This window comes from Micavibrio aeruginosavorus EPB (genome assembly GCF_000348745.1).
GTDB lineage: Bacteria > Pseudomonadota > Alphaproteobacteria > Micavibrionales > Micavibrionaceae > Micavibrio > Micavibrio aeruginosavorus_A.
This window is the reverse complement of the sequence record NC_020812.1, coordinates 595309-621754: the sequence shown is the minus strand read 5'-3', so window position 1 is coordinate 621754 and position 26446 is coordinate 595309. Positions and strand designations below refer to the sequence as shown.

The 26446-nt window shown below is 55.2% G+C and carries 26 protein-coding genes and 1 pseudogene; 11 read left to right on the top strand and 16 right to left on the bottom strand.

The window, feature by feature from the left end:
• The first annotated feature begins 13 nt into the window (after positions 1-13).
• Complete coding sequence (locus A11S_RS02855; RefSeq protein ID WP_041802383.1) at positions 14-259, top strand: hypothetical protein; 246 nt, start codon at positions 14-16, stop codon at positions 257-259.
• On the opposite strand, the gene A11S_RS02850 is transcribed toward A11S_RS02855, so the two are convergent.
• From A11S_RS02850 to A11S_RS02810, 9 genes are all read right to left on the bottom strand, one after another.
• Positions 251-583, bottom strand: a complete 333-nt coding sequence (locus A11S_RS02850) for a hypothetical protein (RefSeq protein WP_015466973.1) — start codon at positions 581-583, stop codon at positions 251-253. The two genes, A11S_RS02855 and A11S_RS02850, sit on opposite strands and share 9 nt — an antisense overlap.
• Positions 584-715: 132 nt before the next feature.
• Entirely contained in the window at positions 716-1141 is a 426-nt protein-coding gene (gene atpC, locus A11S_RS02845) for an ATP synthase F1 subunit epsilon (RefSeq protein WP_015466972.1), read from the bottom strand.
• An 11-nt stretch (positions 1142-1152) separates the two neighbouring features.
• Positions 1153-1404: a hypothetical protein gene (locus A11S_RS02840; protein WP_015466971.1), complete on the bottom strand. Its 252-nt coding sequence runs from the start codon at positions 1402-1404 to the stop codon at positions 1153-1155.
• A gap of 2 nt (positions 1405-1406) precedes the next feature.
• Positions 1407-2828 carry a F0F1 ATP synthase subunit beta gene (gene atpD, locus A11S_RS02835; protein WP_041802886.1) on the bottom strand — a complete coding sequence of 474 codons (1422 nt, stop codon included), beginning with the start codon at positions 2826-2828 and terminating at the stop codon, positions 1407-1409.
• A gap of 99 nt (positions 2829-2927) precedes the next feature.
• Complete coding sequence (locus tag A11S_RS02830; protein WP_081604742.1) at positions 2928-3329, bottom strand: hypothetical protein; 402 nt, start codon at positions 3327-3329, stop codon at positions 2928-2930.
• A gap of 89 nt (positions 3330-3418) precedes the next feature.
• On the bottom strand, positions 3419-4330 hold the full coding sequence (locus A11S_RS02825) for a F0F1 ATP synthase subunit gamma (RefSeq protein WP_041802381.1): 912 nt from the start codon (positions 4328-4330) through the stop codon (positions 3419-3421).
• A 74-nt stretch (positions 4331-4404) separates the two neighbouring features.
• A complete protein-coding gene (gene atpA / locus A11S_RS02820) occupies positions 4405-5955 on the bottom strand; it encodes a F0F1 ATP synthase subunit alpha (protein ID WP_015466967.1) in 1551 nt (516 codons plus the stop codon).
• 60 nt (positions 5956-6015) lie between these two features.
• Positions 6016-6573, bottom strand: coding sequence for a F0F1 ATP synthase subunit delta (locus A11S_RS02815; RefSeq protein WP_015466966.1), 558 nt, complete (start codon positions 6571-6573; stop codon positions 6016-6018).
• A gap of 169 nt (positions 6574-6742) precedes the next feature.
• Positions 6743-7588 (bottom strand): TraX family protein, encoded by an 846-nt coding sequence (locus A11S_RS02810; RefSeq protein ID WP_015466965.1) that lies wholly within the window; start codon positions 7586-7588, stop codon positions 6743-6745.
• 139 nt (positions 7589-7727) lie between these two features.
• Here A11S_RS02810 and A11S_RS02805 point away from each other — a divergent pair, with 139 nt between their 5' ends.
• Both A11S_RS02805 and A11S_RS02800 read left to right on the top strand, forming a co-directional pair.
• The gene (locus tag A11S_RS02805; protein ID WP_015466964.1) at positions 7728-8216 is read left to right on the top strand and encodes a hypothetical protein; all 489 of its coding nucleotides are present in this window, start codon (positions 7728-7730) and stop codon (positions 8214-8216) included.
• A 5-nt stretch (positions 8217-8221) separates the two neighbouring features.
• On the top strand, positions 8222-9178 hold the full coding sequence (locus A11S_RS02800) for a DUF6782 family putative metallopeptidase (protein ID WP_015466963.1): 957 nt from the start codon (positions 8222-8224) through the stop codon (positions 9176-9178).
• Between the two features lie 2 nt (positions 9179-9180).
• On the opposite strand, the gene A11S_RS02795 is transcribed toward A11S_RS02800, so the two are convergent.
• Positions 9181-11430, bottom strand: a complete 2250-nt coding sequence (locus A11S_RS02795; protein ID WP_015466962.1) for a primosomal protein N' — start codon at positions 11428-11430, stop codon at positions 9181-9183.
• Between the two features lie 54 nt (positions 11431-11484).
• Here A11S_RS02795 and fsa point away from each other — a divergent pair, with 54 nt between their 5' ends.
• The 5 genes from fsa to A11S_RS02770 all read left to right on the top strand — a co-directional run bounded on the left by fsa (position 11485) and on the right by A11S_RS02770 (position 14827).
• Positions 11485-12141 carry a fructose-6-phosphate aldolase gene (gene fsa / locus A11S_RS02790; RefSeq protein ID WP_015466961.1) on the top strand — a complete coding sequence of 219 codons (657 nt, stop codon included), beginning with the start codon at positions 11485-11487 and terminating at the stop codon, positions 12139-12141.
• 120 nt (positions 12142-12261) lie between these two features.
• On the top strand, positions 12262-12597 hold the full coding sequence (locus A11S_RS02785; RefSeq protein ID WP_051054877.1) for a hypothetical protein: 336 nt from the start codon (positions 12262-12264) through the stop codon (positions 12595-12597).
• Positions 12598-12743: 146 nt separating this feature from the next.
• Positions 12744-13058 carry a hypothetical protein gene (locus tag A11S_RS02780; protein WP_015466959.1) on the top strand — a complete coding sequence of 105 codons (315 nt, stop codon included), beginning with the start codon at positions 12744-12746 and terminating at the stop codon, positions 13056-13058.
• 117 nt (positions 13059-13175) lie between these two features.
• The gene (locus A11S_RS02775) at positions 13176-13877 is read left to right on the top strand and encodes a DUF484 family protein (RefSeq protein ID WP_235068043.1); all 702 of its coding nucleotides are present in this window, start codon (positions 13176-13178) and stop codon (positions 13875-13877) included.
• Entirely contained in the window at positions 13856-14827 is a 972-nt protein-coding gene (locus A11S_RS02770; RefSeq protein WP_015466956.1) for a tyrosine recombinase XerC, read from the top strand. Before A11S_RS02775 ends, A11S_RS02770 begins: the two co-directional genes overlap by 22 nt.
• 50 nt (positions 14828-14877) lie before the next feature.
• Here the strand turns inward: A11S_RS02770 and lpdA are convergent, their stop codons facing one another.
• Positions 14878-16275, bottom strand: coding sequence for a dihydrolipoyl dehydrogenase (gene lpdA / locus A11S_RS02765; RefSeq protein ID WP_015466955.1), 1398 nt, complete (start codon positions 16273-16275; stop codon positions 14878-14880).
• Between the two features lie 196 nt (positions 16276-16471).
• Here lpdA and A11S_RS02760 point away from each other — a divergent pair, with 196 nt between their 5' ends.
• On the top strand, positions 16472-17557 hold the full coding sequence (locus tag A11S_RS02760) for a CYTH domain-containing protein (RefSeq protein WP_015466954.1): 1086 nt from the start codon (positions 16472-16474) through the stop codon (positions 17555-17557).
• Between the two features lie 64 nt (positions 17558-17621).
• On the opposite strand, the gene A11S_RS02755 is transcribed toward A11S_RS02760, so the two are convergent.
• Positions 17622-18245: a ribonuclease D gene (locus A11S_RS02755; RefSeq protein ID WP_015466953.1), complete on the bottom strand. Its 624-nt coding sequence runs from the start codon at positions 18243-18245 to the stop codon at positions 17622-17624.
• Positions 18238-19473: a hypothetical protein gene (locus A11S_RS02750; protein WP_015466952.1), complete on the bottom strand. Its 1236-nt coding sequence runs from the start codon at positions 19471-19473 to the stop codon at positions 18238-18240. The genes A11S_RS02755 and A11S_RS02750 overlap by 8 nt, the downstream gene beginning before the upstream one ends.
• Before the next feature lie 182 nt (positions 19474-19655).
• Here A11S_RS02750 and A11S_RS02745 point away from each other — a divergent pair, with 182 nt between their 5' ends.
• Positions 19656-20651, top strand: coding sequence for a deaminase (locus A11S_RS02745; protein WP_041802378.1), 996 nt, complete (start codon positions 19656-19658; stop codon positions 20649-20651).
• A 38-nt stretch (positions 20652-20689) separates the two neighbouring features.
• Here A11S_RS02745 and odhB read toward each other — a convergent pair whose 3' ends face one another.
• Positions 20690-21883, bottom strand: a complete 1194-nt coding sequence (gene odhB / locus A11S_RS02740; RefSeq protein WP_015466950.1) for a 2-oxoglutarate dehydrogenase complex dihydrolipoyllysine-residue succinyltransferase — start codon at positions 21881-21883, stop codon at positions 20690-20692.
• Between the two features lie 191 nt (positions 21884-22074).
• Between odhB and sugE the strand changes: the two are divergent.
• Positions 22075-22394, top strand: a pseudogene (gene sugE / locus A11S_RS12230) (quaternary ammonium compound efflux SMR transporter SugE).
• Here sugE and A11S_RS02730 read toward each other — a convergent pair.
• Both A11S_RS02730 and A11S_RS02725 read right to left on the bottom strand, forming a co-directional pair.
• Positions 22381-23400 (bottom strand): hypothetical protein, encoded by a 1020-nt coding sequence (locus A11S_RS02730; RefSeq protein WP_015466948.1) that lies wholly within the window; start codon positions 23398-23400, stop codon positions 22381-22383. The pseudogene sugE and the gene A11S_RS02730 overlap by 14 nt on opposite strands.
• Positions 23401-23458: 58 nt before the next feature.
• Positions 23459-26362: a 2-oxoglutarate dehydrogenase E1 component gene (locus A11S_RS02725; protein WP_200860107.1), complete on the bottom strand. Its 2904-nt coding sequence runs from the start codon at positions 26360-26362 to the stop codon at positions 23459-23461.
• Between the last annotated feature and the right edge of the window lie 84 nt (positions 26363-26446).

Below are 26446 nucleotides of genomic sequence, written 5' to 3'. Positions count from 1 at the left end.
GACTGCGTATCACATGCCAAAAAAATCTCTCACGGCCGCCTTCAATGCGGCCTGTAATCGCTTTTTTGAATTGGCCAGAGAATGGGAAAACGCCCGCTCCGTCCCGTGGGACGCGGTGGACGACGCACATCAGGCCGTCCTGAACGCCCGCGATGATCTACAAGGGGCCCGGTTGAGCCCGGATGAGTGGGATGATGTTATTCAGGACATTATCGCCGTATCGGACACGTATGAACGGTTGAAACCACAATCACCCTAAACGCAGGATATTGCGCTCAGCGACCGGATAGCGGGCCAACGTCACGGATTTTTCCGGGATGCTGATTTGTTCAGCCTCCAGCAACGCGCCACCATCGCGGTCATTCAAACGGTTGAGACACTGAACCACACGGTCGGCATCATAGACACTGGCCCCCGATGGCAGAAAAAACCGGAACGCGGATGAATCGTAAACATCTTCGCTAAAGTTCAATCCGTTGCAATCGGCGATCACTTGCTCAATCACCGGCATCATGCGCGATACGTCACCAATTTTTTTATCGTGCGCAGGACGAAACACCACGCACATGATCGAAGTGGCCATTGCCTTATCCCTTCTCACTTTCAGTGTGGCACGCTCCGTTTAAGCTTTGGTCAATAAAAAATTACCGGGGTCTTATCAGACCCCGGCTTTTATCTCGTATTCTATCTATTATTGCGAAAGCGCGGTTTTTGTTTATGCCGCAACAGCTTTCAGCTTGGCCCGCGCCACTTCCAGGCGACGTTGAATTTTGAATTTTTCAAACGTGTCTTTCGCAACGGCCAAATCTTCGCCCAAATTGCGGATATCCTGTTCCAGCTTAGCGGCGTCCAGATCGTTGACGTTTACGGCCTCTTCAGCCAGCAACGTGCAATTGACCGGCGTCACATCGGCAAAACCGCCCGTGATGAAAATACGCACTGGCGCAGCAGAGGCGGATTCCAGAATTTCAACCACGCCCATGCGCACCGTGGACAATACGGACGCGTGACCAGCCAGAACACCGAAATCCCCTTCCACACCAGGAATAGTAACGCGGTATGCGGTACCGGACATCAATTTGCGTTCCGGCGAAACCAGTTCGAAGGTCAGAACATCGTTGCTTGTCGTTGCATCAGCCATTTTTAAAATCCTTAGCGAAACAGATACTGCACATTGTCGGCGACAAAGCGTGCATGCGGTACGGCCCGGGCCACCGGCAATTCACCAACCACCTGAACATCGTTTTGTGAAACGATGTAAAACGTGCCGGAAATCGACGGCGTGGAACCGAGCGGGCGCATATACATGCCCGTGTCACCAGCAACCGGCGCATACCCCATACCGCGCAGGATCGTTTGAACCTGTGCCAGCAAAGGGGATGAATGCGCCGGTGCCGTTGTCATTATTATGCAGCCTCAGCAGCCATTTTCTTGGCTTTTTCTTCGGCTTCTTCGATCGTGCCAACCATGTAGAAGGCCGATTCCGGCAGGTGGTCATACTTGCCGTCAACGATCGCGCGGAAGCCCTTGATGGTGTCTTCCAGCTGAACGAATTTACCCGGTGCGCCGGTGAAGACTTCAGCAACGTGGAACGGCTGGGACAGGAAGCGCTGGATTTTCCGTGCGCGTGCCACAACCAGTTTGTCTTCTTCGGACAGTTCATCCATACCCAGGATCGCAATGATGTCCTGCAACGCTTTGTACGTTTGCAGCGTTTTTTGAACATCAGCCGCGCACTTGTAGTGTTCTTCACCAACAATCCGCGGGTCCAGAATGCGGGAGGTGGAGTCCAGCGGGTCAACGGCCGGGTAAATCCCCAATTCAGCAATCTGACGGGACAGAACGGTCGTCGCATCCAAGTGCGAGAAGGTCGTGGCCGGAGCCGGGTCGGTCAAGTCGTCAGCCGGAACATAAACGGCCTGAACGGACGTAATCGAGCCCTTGTTCGTGGAGGTAATACGTTCCTGCAGCGCACCCATGTCGGTGGCCAGCGTCGGCTGGTAACCCACGGCAGACGGGATACGACCCAGCAGAGCGGACACTTCCGCACCGGCCTGGGTGAAACGGAACACGTTGTCCATGAAGAACAGAACGTCTTGGCCTTCTTCGTCACGGAAATATTCGGCCATGGACAGACCGGTCAACGCAACACGGGCACGGGCTCCCGGCGGTTCGTTCATCTGACCGAACACCAGACCCACTTTGGATTCGCCGTCCAGCTTGATAACGCCAGCGTCCATCATTTCGTGGTACAAATCGTTCCCTTCGCGGGTCCGTTCACCAACACCGGCGAATACGGACACACCGCCGTGGCCCTTTGCGATGTTGTTGATCAATTCCTGAATGGTCACGGTTTTGCCCACACCGGCACCACCGAACAGACCAATTTTACCACCCTTCAAATACGGGCACAGCAAGTCGACAACTTTAATACCAGTGACCAGCTGTTCCGCTTCGGTGGCCTGATCCACGAATTCCGGGGCCGGACGGTGAATCGGATAACGTTTTTTCGCGTTCGGCGCCGGCAGGTTGTCGATCGGGTTGCCGATAACGTCCAGAATACGACCCAGAACTTCCGGACCAACCGGAACGGAGATCGCATCACCCGTATCCAGAACTTCCTGGCCACGCACCAGACCATCGGTCGTGTCCATAGCGATGCAACGCACGGTGTTTTCACCCAAGTGCTGGGCCACTTCCAGAACCAGCGTTTTGCCGTCGTTCTGCGTGGTCAGCGCGTTCAGAATGGCGGGCACGTTGCCCTCTTCGAACTGCACGTCCAAAACAGCGCCCAGGATCTGTGTGATCGTTCCTTTTGCCTGTGTCATCGCTTCGTCTTTCACCTTCACTCGTTTAGGGCGTCTTCCTGCCCGTTGTTAAAACCAGTTTTTAAAAACTCTTCGCCCTTTATTCACGCGCCTAAAAAATCAGGCATCAAACCGGCGGGAAAAATCGGGCGAAATCATCCGCCCACCGGTTGAAGATGTGAAGTGGTGCACATGGGCCCGCACTTCGTCTTCGTCAATTCCTTCTTTGTTCATCAAGCCAAAGGCCCGATAGAACGCGGCATCCGCAACATCCTGCGCGGTGCGCGCGGTGAGGAACGGTGCCGTTGCGATTGCATCCTGCATAACATCCAGAACGCGAACCAATTCGGCAAACGCCTTCACCTTTACGTCGCGCGATGCTTTGGCCTTTGGGTCCAGCACAGCGTCGATATGACGCTCTGCCCGTTCCAATGCCTGCATCACGACGGTCAACTTGTCCTCCACCGGATTGGCGGTTGCACAGCGACCAAAAGACTCCCCAAGCCCATTTGTCTGAACCATAACGTTCTCCCTTCCCATGTTCTTTTTCTTTCGCGATGCCCCGGATCTACGCCCGGTATGAATGCCCCGCGAAAGGGTCTTCTTTTTTATTAGAGTGCCTCGGCACCCGAAATAATTTCGATCAGCTCTTTCGTAATATACGCCTGACGTGCGCGGTTATATTGCAGGCTGAGCTTCTTGATCATATCGCCAGCGTTGCGCGTTGCGTTGTCCATTGCGGTCATACGTGCGGCCTGTTCACCCGCGGCGCTGTCCAGCAAGGCACCAAAAATTTGAATGCTCAAATTTTTCGGCAGCAAGGCACTCAGAATTTCGGATTCATCCGGCTCAAAGCTATACGGCGATGTTGCATCGGCCTCGGCGCTGACCTTGGCGGCGTTCTCGTTCGCGACTTGCGCTTCCGGCAAGTGGAACGGGATCAATTGCGTGCCCACCGGGCGTTGCGTCAGAACCGATTTGAATTCGTTGTACATCAGCGTGCAAACATCAAATTCGCCAGCATCAAACTGGGACAGGATGTATTGCGATACTTCGTCAGCCTCGGCAAAACCGATACGGTTTTTACCGGCCAGACCGGTGAAGCTGTGTACGATATTTTTCGGGAATTCGCGGCGCAGGATGTCGCGGGCCTTACGACCGACGCACACCAGCTTCACCGTTTTCCCAGCGTTCATCAAACCGCGGACATCGTTGCGAACACGACGCACCAGGTTGCCGTTAAACCCACCGCACAGACCGCGATCGGACGACACAACAACAATCATGTGCACCTGATCCGAACCGGTCCCGATCAGCAGTTTCGGGCTGTTCGGGCCGACGATCACGCCCTTGGCCACGCGGCTCATCATCCCCGCCATGGCGTGGGCGTAAGGCTGGCTCGCTTCGGCTTGTTCCTGTGCCTTCTTCAGCTTGGATGCCGCCACCATTTTCATGGCCGACGTAATCTTCCGCGTGGATTTCACGGAGGCGATACGGTTACGATATTCCTTCAAACTTGGCATTGCTTTGACCGCGTTTAAATCTGATTGAAAATCACATGCGCCGTTTCATCAGCGCATGTGATCACCATATTCACTTAGGCTGCCTTTTTCTCGACCGATTCAAAACCTTTGCCAAACTGGGTCAGGTAATCGGACAGATCTTTTTGCAGTTTGTCGCTCAGTGCTTTTTCTGTGCGGATTGCATCCAGAATGTGTTTGCCATTGGCGCGCACATCTTCCAGCAGGCGGCGTTCATATTCACGCACGGCCGTCACCGGAACGGAGTCCAGGAAGCCCTTCGTCCCGGCGAAGATCACCAGAACTTGTTCTTCAACCGGCATCGGCTGGTATTGCGGCTGAACCAGCAATTGGGTCAGGCGGGCACCACGGGCCAGCAGCTTCTGCGTGGACGCATCCAGATCGGATGCGAACTGTGCGAAGGCTTCCATTTCGCGGTACTGGGCCAGTTCCAGTTTAATGGTACCGGCAACCTGTTTCATTGCTTTGATCTGTGCGGCGGAACCCACGCGGGATACGGACAGACCAACGTTAATGGCCGGACGGATCCCTTTGAAGAACAGACCCGTTTCCAGGAAGATCTGACCGTCGGTGATGGAAATCACGTTGGTCGGAATGTACGCGGAAACGTCACCAGCCTGCGTTTCAATGATCGGCAGAGCGGTCAGAGAACCAGCACCATGTTCGTCGTTCATCTTCGCCGCGCGTTCCAGCAGGCGGGAGTGAATGTAGAACACGTCACCCGGATAGGCTTCGCGTCCCGGCGGACGACGCAGCAGCAGGGACATCTGGCGATACGCAACAGCCTGTTTGGACAGGTCGTCATAAACGCACAGAGCATGCATGCCGTTGTCGCGGAAGAATTCGCCCATGGTGCAACCGGTGTACGGTGCCATGAACTGCATCGGGGCCGGGTCGGATGCGGTGGCGGCAACAATGATGGAATATTCCATCGCGCCGCTTTCTTCCAACTGGCGCACCAATTGCGCAACGGTCGAACGTTTCTGACCAATTGCAACATAGATGCAATACAGGTGGTCTTTTTCGTTTGCGGATTTGTTGATGACTTTCTGGTTGATGATGGTGTCCAGAGCCACAGCGGTTTTACCCGTCTGACGGTCACCAATGATCAGCTCACGCTGGCCACGGCCAACCGGAACCAGCGCATCAACGGCTTTCAAACCGGACTGCATCGGCTCGTGCACGGATTTACGCGGGATAATGCCCGGGGCTTTGACTTCAACGCGGCGCATTTCAGCGTTTTTAATCGGGCCCTTGCCGTCGATCGGGTTACCCAGACCGTCAACAACGCGCCCCAGCAGGCCACGGCCAACCGGAACCTGAACGATTTCGCCCGTACGTTTTACGATGTCGCCTTCTTTAATCGAACGGTCATCACCGAAAATAACGATACCGACGTTGTCGGCTTCCAGGTTCAGGGCCATACCCTTGATCCCGCCCGGGAATTCAACCATTTCACCGGCGCGGACTTGGTCCAGGCCGTAAACACGCGCAACGCCGTCACCGACGGACAGAACCTGGCCGATTTCGGCCACGTCTGCTTGCGCGTCAAATTCCGCGATTTGCTTTTTCAGGATTTCAGAGATTTCTGCCGCACGGATTTCCATTGATTGAACCTCGTTTTGTATGCGTGTGTCTTACTTAAACTGTTACTAAATCGTTTGTTGTTACGCCGCGCTCCGGCTTTCCATTGCGCGTTTCAGGCGTTCCAATTTGCGTTTCACGGAATTGTCGATCATCACCGAACCAACCGTTACCACCATGCCACCCAGCAGGGATTTGTCGATTTCAACATTCAGGGTCACGTTCTGACCCATCTTGTCGCTGAGTGCTTTTTGCAGGGCATCGGTTTGGACCGGAGACAGAACGAAGGCCGATTGAACCCGCGCGGATACAGTGCCGCGGCGGCGGGCCAGTTCATTTCCGAAAGCTTGAATAACGCCAGAGATGATACCCAGGCGGCGGTTGCCCGCCAGCACACCCAGAAAACGGCGCGTCAGATCGCTGAACCCAGCCTTGTCCGCGACAGCCAAGATGGCGCGCTGATGCTGTGTCCGGTTGAAGAGCGGATTTTTGATCAGTTTTTGCAAATCGTCCGACGCGGCAATCATGCCCGCCAGTGCATTCAGGTCTTTTTCAACCTGTTCAACAGAACCTGCATCACCCGCCATATCCAGCAGGGATACGGCATAACGGGATGCAACCTGACTTGTTTGTGTGGCCACTGTCCGTCACCCAAATCGCGTTAGGGGTTTAAACCTGTTTTTGAGACCTATTTTGAGCTCGGGCACGGTGTAGCACGGGGACAGGGGCCCGGGCAAGGATATTTCCGGCGGTTTTCCAGCCTTTTTCACCCCATCCGAAAGACGGGGGAAAGTACAGGGATTCCGTAATTTACGGCGCGGGGGCTGGCCTCGCAGACGCCCCGAAATCCAGCGTGGTCCAATGGGGAGAAAACAAATCAAACCGGTCCGGGAAGCAAATAACCCCGACGATGTTCAGAATCACCAGATGCCCGACATAAATTTCCAGAGTCCAGCGCCCCATAAACCGCACCACCCCCGCCAGCGGACCGATCAACGCCGTCAACCGGGGGAAATTCAGCGGTTTGAACATGTATAATGCACCAAACACAGGCAAAGCACAGGTGGCCAGCAGGAGCATTTGCCCCTGGGCAAAGCCAAAGGACACCGTCTGGATCAAAACGAAGGACACGGCGGCAAAAATGACATAATTCTGCACCATGGCCTCGGGAATCCGGCCCCAGCCCCCATCCGCCCGATGGCGCATAAACCAGCCGAATATGGCCAGCAACACCCCTTGCGTTCCATATTCCAGCACAAAGGCCGTTGGCAGATAGGCGAAGAAGCAGATCACAGCCACCGCCCACAGAACCTGTACGCCAGCCCGGGTCACGCCGCGCATCAACGGGTCAATCATCAGGCGAATGGCCAGCATGGTGAATAAAATATTAAATGGGATCAAATATTTACCGGCAATCAAATCCGCCACCAGCAAAATGGTCCCGCCAATCCACAAGCGCGGCCCGATATCCCGCGACCGGGCATAGCCAATCAGGAAGAACCAAATGGGCACGCACAGCCGCCCAATCGCCCGCCACCACATATCTTCGGGGAAAAAATAGAAACCGATATGGTCAACCAGCATGGTCAGGACCGCAAAGGCCTTCAGCAGATCATAAGACGTGATGTCTTTTGGCAATGCGGCGCGGTTGAACATGGCGGGTCCCCTCTCCTGATCAGGGTCCGCCTTTCCATCTCTGCTGGCAAGTCGAAAATTGACATCGGAAATTGACAGGCCCGCCCATCGGGTGCAGGGTGCCCGTAATCAAAAAACATAAACAGGGATATTTCAGATAATGACTACACGATCATTTCGCACGATTCTGTCCGCTTCATTCGCACTGGCCGCGGCGTTGGGCTATGGCACCGCTACGGCAACGGACGCGCATGTTGACCGCATCGACCATACGGTCACCCTGACCAACGGATGCGACCGCACACACACCAGCGTCGACAAGAACGGAATGGTCATTCTGCCCTCTAGCGAGATCCTGACCAACGAAGAATGGAACAGCCATTATAAATGGGTGTTCTTCAGCATGGTGGACAAAAACCTTGTGAATGCCGCATTGGCCGACCCGCGCGTGACCACCATTGTTTTTGACTTCAACGGGTGCGCCACAAACGAAAACATTCCCGTTTTCGCCGCTGACGTTGAATTTCAACACATGGGCATTAACGGCAGCAATGACGGCATCGTCTATCCCGCTTATCAGGATTTTGACCGTCAGCATGTCGACACCATCCGCAAAGCGGGCGGTTTTGGCATTACATTGCAGCGCTGATCATCATGCGTGCATTCTTTCAAAAAATATCCGCGCGCCATATCGCGGGAATAACCTTGCCCTTTGTGATGGCGGCGGGTGGTACGGCGCTGGCTGGCCCTGCCCTTGACGCGCGATTGGCCGAGGGCGAGATCAAACAAACCACCTATTGGTGGCCCACCGCCGCGCGCGAAAACCCGCGCGGGGCCTGTATTGTTCCAGGCGATCCCGTCGACACGCCGACCCCCGCCACAGAAAATTTGCAAAAAATTCTGACCCTGTTTGAAAAAACAGAATTTGGCCGCCTACTGGTCAAAATGGCGACGGATCATAAAACGATCTTTTGTACGTATGAAAATCCGATGGAACGCGGGTTTTATGATACAGGGCTCAACATGATGATGGTCCATGACGACATGGAATTTGGGCAACAGGCCCTGATCACCGCCCACGAATTACGCCATCACGTTCAATACCGGATGGGATTTGAACGGTCGTTAAAATACAGCCGTGACGAATATGTCCGTTTCACCTATGTCATGGAAGCCGATGCTCAGGCCCTGGCCACCCTGCTGGCATGGCAGACCCGCGCCGCCGGTGATGCGCGTGTATGGGACGGATTGATGAGCATTGAAAATTACCGTGATACGGGCATCGCCTTTGAAGCTGCGATGGATGGCAAGGACCCCCTTGATGAAACAGCCCAAAGGGACGCCACGGCCGCCGCCGCAATCGCCTGGCGGAATAACCCATGGCTGAATGCCATGTACCGTGCGCAATCCATCGACATGTATCTGGACGAACTGGACACGACCAAAAAAATTCGCAGCTACAAGAACGCGCCGGATGAAACCTATGCGCCCTTATGTGCTGCCCCGGGTGATTTTTATGATTGCCTGTCCACCCTGCCCAAAGTCGACGGGCTGGGCTACGGTCCGATGCCGCACGATTTGAAGAAACCTTCAAACCATCCGGCGCCGTAAACTTACAGGAAGCTTTGCGGGTCAATATCCACCTGCACCCGCACGGTGGATGGAATTTTCACGCTGGCGACCCATGTTTCAATGGCGCGTTGTAAATTGATAGTCTTGGCCGCCCGCACCAGCAGACGACGGCGGAAATTTCCGCGCAGGCGGTAGAACGGTGCCTCTGCCGGGCCCAGCGTTAAAACATCCGGCCCTTGGGGCGCGCACGCCCCCAACGCCCGCGCCGTTTCCATCACCTGTTTTTCATCACGCCCAGATACAATAATCCCGGCCAGGCGACTATACGGCGGCATCAGCGCACGTTCGCGTTCTTCGGCTTCGACCGCCAGAAACTCATCGCGATCATCCGCGGCCATGGCACGCATCACCTTGTTTTCCGGCATAAAAGTTTGCAGGAAAACGTGTCCCTTCAACTCCTCACGCCCCGCCCGGCCCGCAACCTGATGCAAAAGCTGGAATGTGCGTTCCGCCGCGCGCAGATCACCACCGCCCAGCCCCAGATCGGCATCAATCACACCCACCAGCGTCAGATGCGGGAAATGGTGCCCCTTCGCGATAATCTGCGTTCCGATCACAATATCAACGCGGCGTTCGCGGATATCATCCAAAACAGCCTTCAACTTATCATTCGTATCGACGATATCGCTGGCCAGAATAACGGTGCGGGCGTCTGGCCACAGGGCCGCAACCTCTTCCTTGATCCGCTCCACCCCGGGGCCGCAGGCCGCGAGGGAGTCCGTGTCGTTACAGGATGGGCATGTTTTCGGGATCGGGGTTGCAAATCCGCAATGGTGGCAATGCAGGCGTGATGTTTTCTTGTGTTCGACCAGCCACGCCGTGCAACGCGGGCATTCAAATCTGTGTCCACACGTACGGCACAGCGTCAACGGCGCATACCCACGACGGTTGAGGAACAGCAACACCTGCTCCCCCCGGTCCAATGTCGATTGAATTTCATTGTGCAAGGTCGGCGCGATAAAATGCTGCCGCGCCGGTTTATCTGCGCGCATATCAATCAAATCAATATCCGGCATACCGGCCCCGCCATGACGCACGGGCAGGACCAGATGGTCATATTTCCCGTTCCATGCGTTCAGGATTGTTTCCAGCGACGGCGTCGCAGATACCAGAACAACGGGAATTTTCCCACGATGCCCCCGCACCACCGCCATATCGCGGGCGTGATAAATAACGCCGTCTTCCTGTTTGTACGCCGGGTCATGTTCCTCATCGACGACGATGATGCCCAAATCCTGATAGGGAAGAAACAGGGCCGACCGCGCCCCCACAACCACCTTCGTCGTGCCATCCGCCACACCGCGCCACGTTGTGCGGCGTTGCGCCGGTGTTAAATGCGAATGCCACAGCGCAGGCGCACACCCGAAACGTTTTTTAAACCGGTCCAGAAACGCATTCGACAATGCGATTTCAGGCAACAGGATCAAGCCCTGCTTCCCCGATCGGATCGCTTCGGCAATGGCTTCAAAATAAACTTCGGTTTTACCCGCGCCCGTCACACCGTCCAACAATGATGTATGGTGCTCGCCACTTTTCACCTGCGCGATCAAATGATCGGCGGTGGCGCGTTGGTCGGGTGACAAATCCGGCCCCACCCGATCAATATCCGGATTGCGGCACGGCGCGGATGAAAACAGATCAACAGCGCGCAACAGACCAATATCCGCCATGCCATTGACCACCGCTGCGGAACACCCGGCCAATTCCGCCAGTTCAGAAGCCCGCCGCGTCAACCCGTCCGACGCGATGTCCAGAACGCGACGACGTTGGGGCGACAGCCCTTTGCGTGTTTTTTCATCAATCACAATACCGGGAACATACCCAGTCGTCGCCTTCGGCGGTTCCAACCCCGCGGGCGCGCTCAGGCACATTTTCAAAACGGCACCCGGGGCGCTCATTGTGTATTGGGCGACCCAGCTTAAAAAATCGCGGTGCGCGGCCTGCATCGGGGGAAGGTCAAAACGATCAACGATCATTTTCAGTTTTTTGGCGGGCACGTCTTCGTCCGACAGTCCCCAGACAACTCCCGGCACTTCGCGTTTGCCCAGCGGCACGGTGACGTAATCGCCCGGTGATACATCCATCCCATCCGGTACGGCGTAGGTATAGGCCCGGTCCACCGGATAGGGGACCAGCACAAGAACCCGGCGCGCCGTTTCGGGCACCGGCTTATCCCCCCGTTTTTCGCCCGGGGGGGCCTTTTCTTCCATACTTTCAAACAGGGTCTGCATCTGCTAAGACCTAGCACAAGATTGATAAACCGCCAAAGCCGGAGCCACCGCATTATGAAATTCTTTGTCGATACCGCCGATATCAACGAAATCCGCGATCTGGCCTCGACCGGCCTGCTGGATGGCGTGACCACAAACCCGACGCTGGTTGCCAAATCGGGCAAACAATTCATCCCGCTGATCGAAGAGATTTGCGGCGTTGTCGATGGCCCGGTCAGCGCCGAAGTGGCCGCGACCGATTACGAGACGATGCGCAAGGAAGCGGACAAGCTGTCCAAAATTGCCAAGAACATTGCCGTAAAAGTTCCGCTGACCCCTGCCGGTTTGAAAGTGTGCAAGGAACTGTCAGATAAAGGCGTCATGACGAACGTCACGCTCTGCTTCTCTCCAGCGCAGGCGTTGCTGGCGGCCAAGGCTGGCGCAACCTTTATTTCACCGTTCGTCGGGCGGTTGGATGATATTGCGCATGATGGCATGCAGTTGATTGCCGACATCGTGTCCATCTATGACAACTATCCGCAATTTGAGACTGAGGTGCTGGTCGCATCTGTGCGTCATCCGATGCACATCGTTGAAGCCGCAAAAATCGGCGCGCATGTGGCCACATGCCCGGCGGATGTGATCAAGAAACTGTATAACCACCCGCTGACGGACAAGGGGCTGGCCGCGTTCGTGGATGACTGGAAAAAGACGGGTCAGAGCATTCTCTAACCCCCACCGCAACAGCGATAACCCATTGATAAAGGCCGCATTTTCATGCGGCCTTTGACTTTGCGGGCCGCTCCATCCTAAAACCGTTCATCTATTTATTTCAGGGGATTAGAGGGACACATGAAACTTAAGACAATATGGGATCGGTTTGTCCAAGTCTTGGACAAGGGATTGGATAGCTGGGCCGAGGGTTTTACCCATCACGCAGGCGGCATCAAATGGCCGGAACTTGAAGTCATGCAAGCCATGCAAAAACAAGGCTGGAAATTTGAGTGCTTTGCCATGCAAGGTATGCCCAGTGTTGGCGGCGGATCCGTCAACAAATACATAGTGACACCAGAAGGCCGCGATTTGGTTGGGCCGAACGCGCGCGAATCGGATCGCAAGCGTTATCACGATACGGTTGCTGCAACGCGGCACGAGCTGGCGAAAAACAAGCCAACACCAAACCTGTAAAACAGCAATAAAGATTATGGATTCTAAGGCCACCGGAAACGGTGGCTTTCTTTTTCGCCTCTGGCCAGAACATGATTTTATTCATACAATTGCTGCGTCCGATTGAACGGACAAAACCAAAACACCTGAGAACAGGGGAGATCAAATTGGGACTCGGTAATTTTTTTAAGAAACTTGCATCCGTATTTAACACGAAACAGGATTATGCCGTTTCATGGCCGGAAAAGGCCGTGCGAGAAGAGATGGAAAAAGACGGATGGAAATTTACAACCGATCCCATTCACGTTCCCGATATCGGCATCACCGATGCGTTCAAACATGTGATCACCCCGGATGGGACATTGATTGACAACACGCCGGCCAGCCTGCCGATCAAAAACACGTACATTGCGACCATTCGCGCCACACGCGACAAATTGGGCCTGAACAAGGACAATGATCTGGATGGGCCGAGCTGGTAAAACGCGCATTAAGATTGAAACAATTCTGAAAAACGGGCACACTGAAAAAATCACAGTGTGCCTGTTTCCTTTTCTACCCTTCCGATCCGAAAGCCGCCCGTAACAATGTCGAACGCCATGACCGAAAAATCCGCCCCCCCTTCATTCGACGCCGACGACATCATTGCATGGTTGCGGAAAAATCCCGATTTTCTGGATAAAAACCCGGATGCGTGCGACCTTCTCTTCCCGCCGACGCGCAAGGATAACGACCGCAAGGTTACAGATTTTCAATCATTCATGATCAAACGCCTGCGCGAAGACAAAGACGAAGTGATCGAAGCCACGCGCGAGATTGTCGAAAACAGCCGCGCCAACATGAACAACCAGGCCCGCATTCACAATGCCGTCCTGATGCTGCTGGAATCCACCAGCTTTGACGATTTTGTCCGCACCATCACAATGGATTGCGCGACGCTTCTGGACGTGGACATTGTTTCACTGGTCGTTGAAATTGATTCGGATGTTATTCCGCATATCGACCTGACCGGGGTGCGGGTCGTGCCCAGCGGGACCATTCACCTGCTGACCAAGGGGCAACACGCCGTTTTGGAATCCAATATTTCGGGGCTGGATGAAATTTATGGCGGCGGGGCCGGCCTGGTCAAATCGCAATTGTTGATGCGGTTGGATATTTCCCGCCACGCCCCCCCGGCCATCGTCGCCTTTGGCAGCCGTGATCCCAATCATTTCCAACCCGGCCAGGGCACGGACCAGATCGGGTTTTTGGGTGGCGTCATTGAACGCTGTTTCCGCACATGGCTGAGTCTCCCACTTTAACGCATCTGCAACGGGAACAATGCGCCCCCGACCTGGCCGATGCGTTGGGGCACTGGGTGGATTGGTTGCGGGAAAGAAACCTGTCCAAACACACGATACGGGCCTATTGCGGCGATGTGGGTGGGTTTGTCACGTTTTTGTGCGGTCACCTGGGCCGCCCGCCATCATTGAATGATTTATCCGATGCCACCATTCGTGAATTTCGTGCATGGATGTCGCGTCGCGCCATGGATGGTGCGTCCGCCGCGACGCGGGCTCGCGGATTATCCGGCGTTAAAAATTTGATCGGATGGCTGGATCGCAGCGGTATCATGCACAACGGGGCCATCAAAACCGTACGCACGCCCAAACTGCCCCACAAACTGCCCCGCCCATTAAGCCAACGTCAGGCGCAAAGTGTTTTGGACAATGCCGAAACCTTATCCGCCGCCACGGACGACGGATGGATCGGGTCGCGCAACCGGGCCCTGTTCACCCTGCTCTACGGGTGCGGCCTTCGTATTGACGAAGCCTTGTCCCTGAACATCAGTGGCCTGCCCCGTGATGGATTTATTCGCGTGCGCGGTAAAGGAAACAAGGAACGTCAGGTTCCCGTTCTCGCCATCGTCGAACGCATGATCGCGCAATACCGGACTGATTGCCCGTTCGCCGAAACCAACGACCGCCCCCTATTCCTTGGCGAACGCGGCAAACGCCTGCATCAGGGCGTCGCCCAGAAAGCCATGCGCGATATCCGCCTCGCCCTGGGCCTGCCTGAAACGGCAACGCCGCACGCCCTGCGTCACTCCTTTGCCACGCATTTGCTGGAAAACGGGGCCAATTTGCGGGAAATTCAGGAATTGCTGGGCCATGCATCCCTGTCCACCACGCAGCGTTATACCGAAGTGAATGCCGAAGAATTGATCCGCATTCATTCCGCCGCGCACCCGCGCAACCGGACACCGGAATAAAAAAACGGGGCGCATCATGCGCCCCGCTCTCTGTATTCTATTTGACCTGCTTACATATGCAGCGGGCGGCCATCCACTGCCAATGCCGCTTCCTTCACCGCCTCTTCCAAGGTCGGGTGGGCATGGCATGTGCGGGCGATGTCTTCGGATGATGCACCGAATTCCATGGCGATTACCGCTTCGGCGATCAATGTGCCCGCTTCCGGTCCGATGATATGCACGCCCAGAACGCGATCGGACTTGGCATCGGCAATAATTTTGACGAAGCCTTCGGTCGCGTTCATCGCACGGGCGCGGCCATTGGCACTGAACGGGAATTTACCGACTTTATATTGCGCGTTGGCGGCCTTCACCTGATCTTCGGTCTGACCCACGCTGGCCACTTCCGGCCATGTGTACACAACACTGGGGACCAGGTTGTAATCAATGTGGCCCGTTTGCCCGGCGATCATTTCGGCGAGAATCACGCCCTCATCTTCCGCCTTGTGCGCCAGCATCGGACCGGCGATGACGTCGCCGATGGCAAAGATGCCTTTTACATTGGATTGGAAATGCGCATCGGTTTTGATGCGGCCACGCTCATCACGCTCAACGCCAACAGAATCCAGACCGAGGCCATCGGTGTAGGCCTTGCGCCCAACGGCGACCAGAACGATATCGGCTTCGATGGTTTCCGCCGCACCGCCTTTGGCTGGCTCAACGCTCAACGTGACGCCTTTGCCATTGTCTTTTACGGATGTGACTTTGGATTCCAGTTTGAATTCCATGCCCTGCTTGCCAAAAATTTTCTTGGCTTCCTTGGACAAATCCGCATCCATGGTCGGCAGAATACGATCCAGATATTCAACCACGGTCACTTTCGCGCCCAGACGGCCCCAGACAGCGCCCAGTTCCAGGCCAATCACACCGCCACCAATCACGACCAGATGTTTCGGAACCGATTCCAGTGCGATAGCCCCGGTGGAGGACACGATGCGTTTTTCATCAATCGTAATACCCGGCAGCGACGCCACATCGGATCCCGTCGCAATCACGATATTTTTTGCGTTGTATGTTTTACCGGCCACCTCGACCACGCCCGGCGCGGCCACTTTGCCCTCGCCCTTCAGCCAGTCGATCTTGTTCTTCTTGAACAGGAATTCCACACCCTTGGTGTTGGATTCGACCACGGCATCCTTGTGTTTCATCATGGTCGGCAGGTCCAGTTCCGGCTTGCCCACCTTGACCCCGAAAGCGGCCAAAGCGTGTTCGGCTTCATGGAACTTTTCCGAGGCCTGCAACAGGGCCTTGGACGGGATACAGCCCACATTCAGGCAGGTGCCCCCCAGCGTGTCCCGTTTCTCAACACAGGCCGTTTTCAGGCCCAGCTGGGCACACCGGATGGCGCAAACATAGCCGCCAGGGCCGGAGCCGATAACAATGACATCATAAGAGGGTGCGTCGGTCATGATCCTTTTATCCACATGTAATTAAAAGAAGTTTCCGGGGTGGTCTGCCCCCTTTTTACGCGCAAAACAAGGGGATGGCGAGGGGGTTTGGGCAAAATGCGGAAAAATTACATTAGGTTCCCATAATATTTTATTGACTCGGACGCCCCCCTGCCCTTATAACACGACAACTGTGAGGCCTTTCTCTTTAGGAGCAATGATGAAAAACCATCATTTAGACCTTACCGACGGGGTGGATACTTCCCCGAACGTAAAGCAAACGTTCAATGATCTGGCACGCAAAGTGTGTGAGGTCGAAATCAAGTTCCTGGTCCCGCCGTCCGCTGAAAAGGGCTCGGGCGTTGACCGATCCGCCTTCAATCAGATTGACCAATATTTCCGCGACAAGGGCTGGATCAAGCTGGAACGCCCCGGCAAGAGCCTTCTGACCCGTCAGCTCGACACCCCCGACCGCCGCATGTATGACAAAGGGGTCACCCTCCGCGTCCGTGGCGAGTGCGAGAACCGCGACCTGAAGACCGTTTCCGAAGCTGATATTTGCGTCAAACTCGGTAAAACCAAAGATGAAAGCGGCGCCGTCCGCCGTGGCGAATTTGAAGCCCGCATCGCCGATTTTGAACATTCCGACCTGAAGCCGCTCCGCGCAAAATACCCCAAAGACCAATTCCCCGAAATCCATGCCGCCCTGAAAGGGATCAGCGTTCGTGATCTGCGCGAATATTTCCGCATTGATTGCATCCGCACCCGTTATGTTGTGGAGATCCCGGAAGAAGTGACAGGCCTGAAAGGCCGCCGCTTCGTTGGCGAGCTGTTGCTGGATGACGTTGCCTTCGTTCTGGACATTCCGGGCCGCAAGGGACCGCCGCTGGTGTTCCACCACGATCTGGAGATCGAGTGCGAAACCCTGTTCAAGGCCTGCGACTACGACAACAACCCGGAAGCGAAAAACTACGTTTCGTCCCCGCTGAACAAGCACGAAACCAATATCGCCATGGCCGCCGTGAAGAAAGCCATTCTGGAAGCCACCAACAACCGCGTTGTCATCAACAATGACAGCAAGGCCGAACGTGGGTTCAAGGCGCTGGATCGTGAATTGCCGAACCTGGAAAGCGTTCTGCAAACCCGCACCGGGCACAAAAAAGGCTCCAAGATCCAGAGCGCCTTCCGCCTGAACGCCAGCAACGACAACACCGCCCCGGCCAAGATCCATGATCTGCTGAGTGGTGATTACGGTTACCTGTTCCGTCAGAACCGCCCGATCGCGATGACGCTGGATATGTAATCCACCAGGACAAGAAATTAAAACCCCGCAAGTGATTGCGGGGTTTTTTATTGGTTGTCGTTTCTTAGAACGGGAAGCTTAAAATATCATCGCCCCACCATCCGGCGACATCCATTTGCACCCGACCGGGCAGGCTTTGCATAGCGGCGCGCATCAAGGGCATCCGCCCCTCGCGCTCCAGCAACGCGTCCAGCTTGTCCTTTAAACGATGCAGGAAGATCACATCATTGATGACATAGCGAACCTGATCCGGGGTCAGCGTATCCGCCCCCCAATAGCTGGACGTTTCGCTCTTATCAATCTTCTCACCCAGCAGATTGCTGACCAGGTCTTTGAAGTCATGCGACGCGCCAAAGGTCTGCCCCAGACGGGACGCCGTGCGCGTACAATAGACATTGGTGATGGCCACACCCAGATATTTCAAAATCCACCCCAGATCGAGGCGGATCATATGCCCCAGAAACAGCCGGTTCGGATCGGACAGAACCGCGCACAGATTGGGCGCGTTATACACCGCATCGGGGAATTGAATGATATGGACGTGATTGCTGCGCAGATCGTACATCTGCACCACGCACAGGCGGTCACGGTTGAGGTTTAAGCCCATCATTTCGCAATCGATGGACACAACATCGCCAAAGGCGATACCAGCGGCCAGATCGCCACGGTGGATCGTATAATCAGCCATATTTAAAGAACCCGGCACGAAGATCAGATTTCGGTCGGTTCATATTAGCAGTTTCACGACGGCGGGCCAGATCTTCGACATAGATCCGTTCCAGATAATCGAAGGTCAAACCACCCTGGTTGGCCAGGATGGTATTGGCCAGCCCTTCAATCTTGTGCGTATTGTTATCGCGAATGGCGGCAAACAAGGTGCGCAGGATGGGGCGGCCGGCGGCATCATCCGCCTTTTGCACGGCTGCCTCGCCATAGGAGAACGGCACCTTCATCTGTTCGCACTGATATTTTTTCAGGGTCAGCCACAGAACGCTTTCCAAGCCATAACGGCGCACCGTTTCATAGGCCTGAACATCCTTCATTCGGGCCAGATATTGCCCGACCATAATCTTGGCACCCTGCTGGTCGCTTTTTTGTTTTTCTTCGACCGTGACGAACTTGCCGATATCCTGTTGCAGCAAAACGGAATCGGCGTTGTTTTCATTGGCTCGCTCGTCCAGCTTGCCCTGCACCTTCTGGATAAAGGTTTGGTAGCTGCCGAAATCACCAACGCTCGCCTCGTTAAACGCTTTGGCCAGGCGGATACCGGCGGACGGAATCGCTTGGCACAACGATGACAAATGGCGATCCAGCGGCGAGTCCCAGATAATGGAAGAGCGCAGATAGCTGTTGGCCAGAATATGCAGCGATTCCAGCGCCACCATCTTCTGCCCGACATTGGAATGCGGCTGGTTCAGCGCAGCGGACAAAGTGTTCAATTGTGCCCGTGTTTCATTGATTTGCGTCGGCCCCAGCGGCAACGGGCCAGCATTCAGCAAACGCACCGCTTCCCGGCGTAAAGTTGGCAATACCCCATTCACGTCCTGAATGGGGTATGCATCTTTCAACATATCAAACAAAAACGGGAAACGCCGAAGCTCGCGTGTATGTTGGGCGTGAACGGCCAGATAATCGTAATCCATGATCTTCATATCAATACTGACCCGCTCGCCATGGCCCGGCACATCAATCCAGCCGGACGCGAACAAGGCCGCAGGGTATTTTTCGGGAAGTTCAGGATAAAGAAGGATAAAATCGTAATCGGAGTTTTTCTTCGGCGCGACGGACGCATCAAGCGCACCACCCTGGTTCAGCACGCGGGCTTGTGAACCACAGAGCAGGATCATGTCAGCATCTTTAAAGCGCTCGAGAATATAGGGTTTAACGTGGTCTTCGAGCACCTGATCAACGGGCATTCGCATCTCCGTAGTACGCTGGATTAAACCTTTGCCCTTCATAAGGAATCAGGACCAAAAGAGTCAAGAAAATTAGGGAAATTCGACCAAAAATCGAAAAATTGGCATTTTCTGCAGAGTTTCTGTATTCTTCTATCCCGTCTGATGGGACGGACCAGACAGTTAGTAGACTGATAAAAAACATGATTTTTAAGCGTCCGAAGGCTCAGACCACCCAACCCGACCCATTTGCCATGATGCAGATGGCGGTTGAGGTTGTAAATTCCAGCCCCCACCCCACCAACAAGATCGCCGCCGCCGTGTCGGGCATTGATCACAACGGCAATCCGTTTGCGACCGCCGCGACCAATTTCTGGCCCGAACCCATTCAAGCCGGGTTGGATGAGGGCACACGTATCGGCAACAGCAGCGGCACCATTCACGCGGAAACCGCGTGCCTTCTGCGCGCACCGCGGACCGAAGGGGGCAGCATTTACGTCACCGACCCCATTTGCCCCAACTGTGCCAAGAATATCGCCGAAGCCGGGATCAAAAAAATCTTTATCGACCATAAGGGATTTGAAAAAGATTTCGCCGAACGCCGCGGTGACGAATTTCAGGCCATGTCGCTGGAGATTTGCAAAAAAGCCGGGATCAGCGTGTATGAAGTCCGCCGCAAGGATAAGATCCTGACGCCGATTTTAGAAATGCCGGATGATTTCGTTCCCGAAAACGATAACCCGATCCGTGTGACAAAATTCCGCCGCAAGGCCGATACAGGATTTTTTACAGAAATTATCGCCGCTGAACGCCCGCATTATACCAATGAACGCTTTGCCGTCGCCGTGGCCGAAGACCCAACCGGCAAAGGCGTCTACGTCCTGAGCGCCCGCGACCATATCACAATCGGTTACGCCCATGGCGATCATCCGCATGCGGCACCGGGCGGGAAATACAATTTCATTCTGGAACCCATCAATCGTTTGTTGATGAACGCGTCCCGGCTCGGCCTGCGCATTATGCCCGGCTATGTGTACAGCGCGATTGTCCCCAGCCCGCGTGAATTTGTGAACATGATTGGCGGCGGGCAGACGCAATTGCTGATCGGGGACATCACCCACGCGCGCGATCAAAATGGATTGGATGCCCTGAAACTTCTGAGCGACCACGACATCATTACGGCGGTCGAATGGAAATAATAAAAAAACCCGCCATCCGGCGGGTTTTTTGTTGATCCTTAGATATCCAGCAGCAGACGTTGCGGATCTTCCAGCGCGTCCTTGATGCGGACCAGGAAGGTCACAGCTTCGCGGCCGTCAATAATGCGGTGATCATAGGACAGCGCCAGATACATCATCGGGCGAGCCTTGATCGAACCATCGGGCATCACCATCGGGCGTTGCTGGATTTTGTGCATGCCCAGAATACCAGATTGCGGCGGGTTCAAAATCGGCGTGGACATCAGGGACCCGAACACACCACCGTTGGTGATGGTGAACGTGCCGCCCGTCATTTCTTCCAGCGTGATTTTACCGTCGCGGGCGCGCAGACCCAATGCACCGATTTCAGCTTCGATCGTTGCCATGGATTTTTCTTCGCAATCACGCACAACCGGAACCACCAGACCTTGCGGTGTGGATACAGCCACGCCGATGTCGTAGTAGTTTTTGTAGATGATTTCATCACCGGAAATTTCCGCGTTCACGGCCGGCAATTCTTTCAACGCGTTCACGGCAGCCTTCACAAAGAAGGACATGAAGCCCAGCTTCACGCCGTGCTTTTTCTCGAACTGATCCTTGTACAGGTTGCGCAGTTCCATCACCGCCGTCATATCCACCTCGTTAAAGGTGGTCAGCATGGCGGCCGTGTTTTGGGCTTCTTTCAAACGCTGCGCGATACGCTGGCGCAGGCGGGTCATCTTCACACGCTCTTCGCGCGGGCCAATCGCACGCGGTGCGGCTTGAACGGCGGACGTTACCGCGTTCGGCGCGCGGGCCGTTTCGATGTGGTTGATCACATCACCCTTGGTGATGCGGCCATCTTTACCCGTGCCTTCAACGCTGGCCGGATTGATGTTGTTGTCCGCCGTAATTTTCTGAACCGCCGGGGACAGTTTTTGTTCTTCCGCTTTCACAGGAGCCGGAGCCGCAGCCGGCGCAGGTGCCGCAGCCGCAGGAGCCGCCGGTTTCGCACCCGCATCATTGGAAATTTCACCCAGAATGGCCCCAACGCCAACCGTTTCGCCCGACTTCACGCCGATGCTGACCAACACGCCCGCGGACGGTGCGTTGACTTCCAATGTCACCTTGTCTGTTTCCAGCTCGACAATCGGCTCGTCGGCGGCGACGGCATCGCCTTCCTTCTTCAGCCATTGGGCCACGGTGGCCTCGGTCACGGATTCACCCAGCGTCGGGACTTTGATTTGAGCCATTTTTAAAAACGCCTTTATAAGAAGATGTTGGACGGGCTTAATTTGGCCCGAACGGCCCCCAGCGTCAACAGTGAACACAGGGGTTTTTATGCAGTTTCAAGCGTTTTATTTTTCGTAACATGATTGGCGGGGACTAGCCCCACCCCGTGGGCGGGCTATACTGATTCCAGCCCTTATGGATGGAGTATCACATGGCTTGGATTTTACTGACCTTGGCGGGATTATTTGAAATTGGTTGGGCCATCGGCCTGAAATATACGCAAGGCTTCACCGTTCTGGTCCCCAGCGTTCTGACCTTGATCGCGATGACGGTCAGCGTCGTGCTGCTCGGCCTGGCGGTTCGGGATTTGCCGAAAAAACCGCCTATGCCGTATGGACGGGCATTGGTTCCGTGGGCACGGCCATTCTGGGCATTATCCTGTTTGGCGACCCGGCCACGGCCCTGCGCCTGGCCTGCATCGCCATGATCGTTGCGGGGATTGTTGGGCTCAAGGTTTTTAGTCCGGCTTGAGAACCGAGGGCGTCGGCTTCTTGCGCAGATTGCGCAATTCAACACGCGCGATCTGGCTTTCATCACTCACGCTGATGTTCAAGGCATGCAAAAGACCGTTGCGTGTTTGATAAGTATGCAAACGCGCAAAGCCCATCACCAGATAAGCCCCCGCCTCGCCTGTGATGGCCTGCAACAGATGTGCCGTTTCGGTGGCCAATTTTCCATGCGCGGGTGGATCAAGGTACAAGCGCGGCGCGATAAATTCCGTGCCACGCTCACTGCGCCGCCAGAAAAATTTTTGCGAATCCATTGTTCCGGCGTCACCGCGTTGGTTCCATTGCGCCGGACGGTCGGACCGAATTTCCATCAGGACCGGCAATCGCGCCCCCTTATTCATGCGCAATAAACGTTCGGTCAACGCATGGAAACGCGTATGGTCTTTGCCATCGGATGAATGACGGATAAAAAACTGGTTCCACGGCAGGATATGTTTTCCCTGCACCACAACGGAATCCCGAATGCGGGCCGGGTCGCCATTTTTTAAAAGCCGTGTGATCAAATCAGAGGCCGATTGCACAGCCAGAGATTCCCGTCCCACCAAACGCGGATCATCCGTCACAATGCGGCGGCCTTCGGCCCGTTGATAGTGACGCGCGCGTTCGTTGAACAATGTCGACAACGTCGCAAGGTTCAGGTGAATACGATAACCGCGCGTGCGGTCCACCTCCTCATGCTCAACATCATCATGCATGACGATGTAGGCACAGGACGGATCATGCGCGTGGCCGGGGTTGGTTTTAAAATGCGGGCGTTGCCCCTGCATCGTGCCGCCGCACATCACGGCGCTGCCCCGGTTGAAATGCAATTTCACATCACAAGACGGGCAATGCAATTTCCCCTTATGCCGGTCAGCATCATACGCCACCGCATCCGCCCGCGTCAGCGACGTGGGCAGAACGACGTCTTCAACCGTGCCATCATCCAAAACCGCACGGGCCTTGGGAATTTTCAGGAAATCGAGCAAAAACCCCTCCGTTTTCACGAGAGGGGTTTTTACGCCAAAAGGTCAGATTCTGTCAAATTTATCCTTTGAGAGCCTCATCCAAAAACTTGGCCAGTTCTGCGTTGTGGCGCTTCATCAGGCCCGTGGCCGGTGCGGCGGCTTCCGGGCGACCCGCATACCGCGGACGGCTGGATTTGTGTTTGATGGATTTCAGTACGTCTTCGATCCGGCGATCAACGAAGTGCCAGCCACCCTGGTTATACGGCTCTTCCTGGCACCAGATCACTTCGGCGTTCGGATATTTGGACAATTCTTCGCCCAAGGCTTTCGCCGGGAACGGATAGAATTGTTCCAGACGCAGGATGATCGCATCTTTCTGGCCGCGCTTTTCACGTTCTTCAAACAGATCGTAATAAACTTTGCCCGAGCAGAGGATCACGCGTTTGATGTCCTTCGGCTTGTTCATCTGGTCCATCGCATCGTCCCACAGGATGCGGTGGAACGTGGACTGGCCCGTCATCATGGACGCCGGGGACACCGCCAGCTTGTGACGCAACAAGGATTTCGGCGTCATGATAATCAACGGCTTGCGGAAATCGCGAACCATCTGACGGCGCAAAATGTGGAAATAGTTGGCCGGGGTGGTGCAGTTCGCCACCTGCCAGTTATCTTCGGCACAGTTTTGCAGGAAGCGTTCCACGCGACCGGAGGAATGTTCCGGCCCCTGCCCTTCGAACCCGTGCGGCAACAGCATGACCAGACCGGACATACGCAGCCATTTGGTTTCTGCGGATGAAATGAACTGGTCAATCACCACTTGCGCACCGTTCACGAAGTCACCGAACTGTGCTTCCCACAGGACCAGTGTTTTCGGATCGGCCATGGAATACCCATATTCAAAACCGAGAACGGCCGCTTCGGACAGCGGGCTGTCATGCACTTCGAACGTGCCTTGCGTCCCGCCAATATGTTGCAGGAAGCAATATTTGCTTTCATCTTCCTGATCCGTCACAACGGCGTGGCGTTGGGAGAACGTGCCGCGCTGGCAATCCTGACCAGACAGGCGGACATTGTATCCTTCCGCCGCCAGGGAGCCGAATGCCAACGCTTCCGCCGTGGCCCAGTCAAACCCTTGTCCGGTTTTGAACATATCGGCCTTGGCTTCCAATTGACGGGCGATTTTTGAATTGATGTTGAAATTGGCCGGCACGGTCGTCAGTGCTTTGCCCAATTTCTGCATCATCGCATCGTCAATTGCCGTCACGCCACGACGTTCGTCGCCGCTGGCAACCTTCAACCCCGTCCATGCACCTTCCAGGAAATCGGCCTTGTTCGGTTTGTAGGATTTGGTCGCTTCGAACGCCTGTTCCAGATAGGTGTTAAATTCATCCACCATCGCTTTGGATTCAGCTTCGCTCAGCGTGCCATCGGCCACCAGCTTGTTGGAATACATGTCGCGCACCGACATGTGCGTTTTGATTTTTTTGTACATCAACGGTTGGGTAAAGGCTGGCTCGTCCCCTTCGTTGTGGCCATAGCGGCGATAGCAGACCAGATCAATCACCACGTCCTTCTTGAACTCCTGACGGAATTCGATGGCGATGCGGGCGGCGTGAACAACGGCCTCCGGGTCATCACCATTGACGTGGAAGATCGGCGCGGCCAGCATTTTCGCAACGTCGGTCGGGTACGGACCCGAACGGCTATATTGCGGCATGGTCGTAAAACCAATCTGGTTGTTGATGACGATATGGACCGTACCACCCACGCGATAACCGCCCAGTTCGGACATCATCAATGTTTCAGCCACCAATCCCTGGCCCGCAAATGCGGCATCGCCGTGCAACAGGATCGGCAGGACTTGCGTGCGATCCTTGTCACCACGTTGTTGCTGTTTCGCGCGGACCTTACCAATCACAACCGGGTCCACCACTTCCAAGTGGGACGGGTTGGCGGTCAGGGACAAGTGCAAAGTCTTGCCATCAAATTCACGGTCCGTGGATGTGCCAAGGTGGTATTTCACGTCGCCCGATCCCTGAACATCATCCGGGTTCGCCGAATTGCCCTGGAATTCCGAGAACACCGCCGTGAACGGTTTGCCCAAAACGTTGGTCAGCACGTTCAAACGGCCACGGTGGGCCATGCCGAACACAACTTCCTTCACGCCCAATTGCGATCCGCGTTTCAAAACCTGTTCAATCGCCGGCACGGTGGATTCGCCACCATCCAGACCGAACCGTTTGGTGCCGACATATTTCACATGCAGGAACTTTTCGAACGATTCCGCCGCCGTCAAACGTTGCAGAATGGCGCGTTTGCCCTCAACCGTAAAATCGGTTTGGTTGCGCGGTGCTTCGATACGCTGCTGGATCCATGATTTTTCTGCCGGATCGCTCAGGTGCATAAATTCAACACCCACAGCCCCGCAATAGGTTTGGCGCAGAGCCGTCACGATTTCGCGCAACGTCGCCGTTTCAAACCCCAGAACACCATCAATAAAGATCGGGCGGTCATAATCGGAATCGGAAAAACCGTAATGCGCCGGGTCCAGTTCCGGGTGATAGGTTTTTTCTTTCAGTTCCAGCGGGTCCAGGTTGGACAGCAGGTGACCACGCGCGCGATAAGCCCGCACCATCATCAACGCCCGGATGGAATCCAGCGTCGCACGGCGCACATCATCATTCATCTCGCCCGACGGCATCGGTGCGGATGCCCGCGCGGCGGATGACGCCACCGTCATGCCCACGACATTCCCGGTATTGGAGCCAAAGGAGCGGCGGCTGCGTTTATTTTCATCGGGGGTCCAGCTGGCGCCAGCCAAATCCTGCAACACAGCCAGTTCGTTATCGTTCAAATCCTGAAAGAAGGCTTTCCAGCTCGGGTCCGTTTTCTCCGGGCTTTGCATGTAACGGGCGTACAGATGCGCGATATATTCCGCGTTCATCCCGGTCAAAACACTCATTTTTGCTGTTTCAGAGGTCACGATTTTTCACTCTCGGTTTGTTGTCGTCATTACTGGTGTGTGCCCCCGACGGCCCCGGCACAACAAAGGGTGTAGTATTCTGCC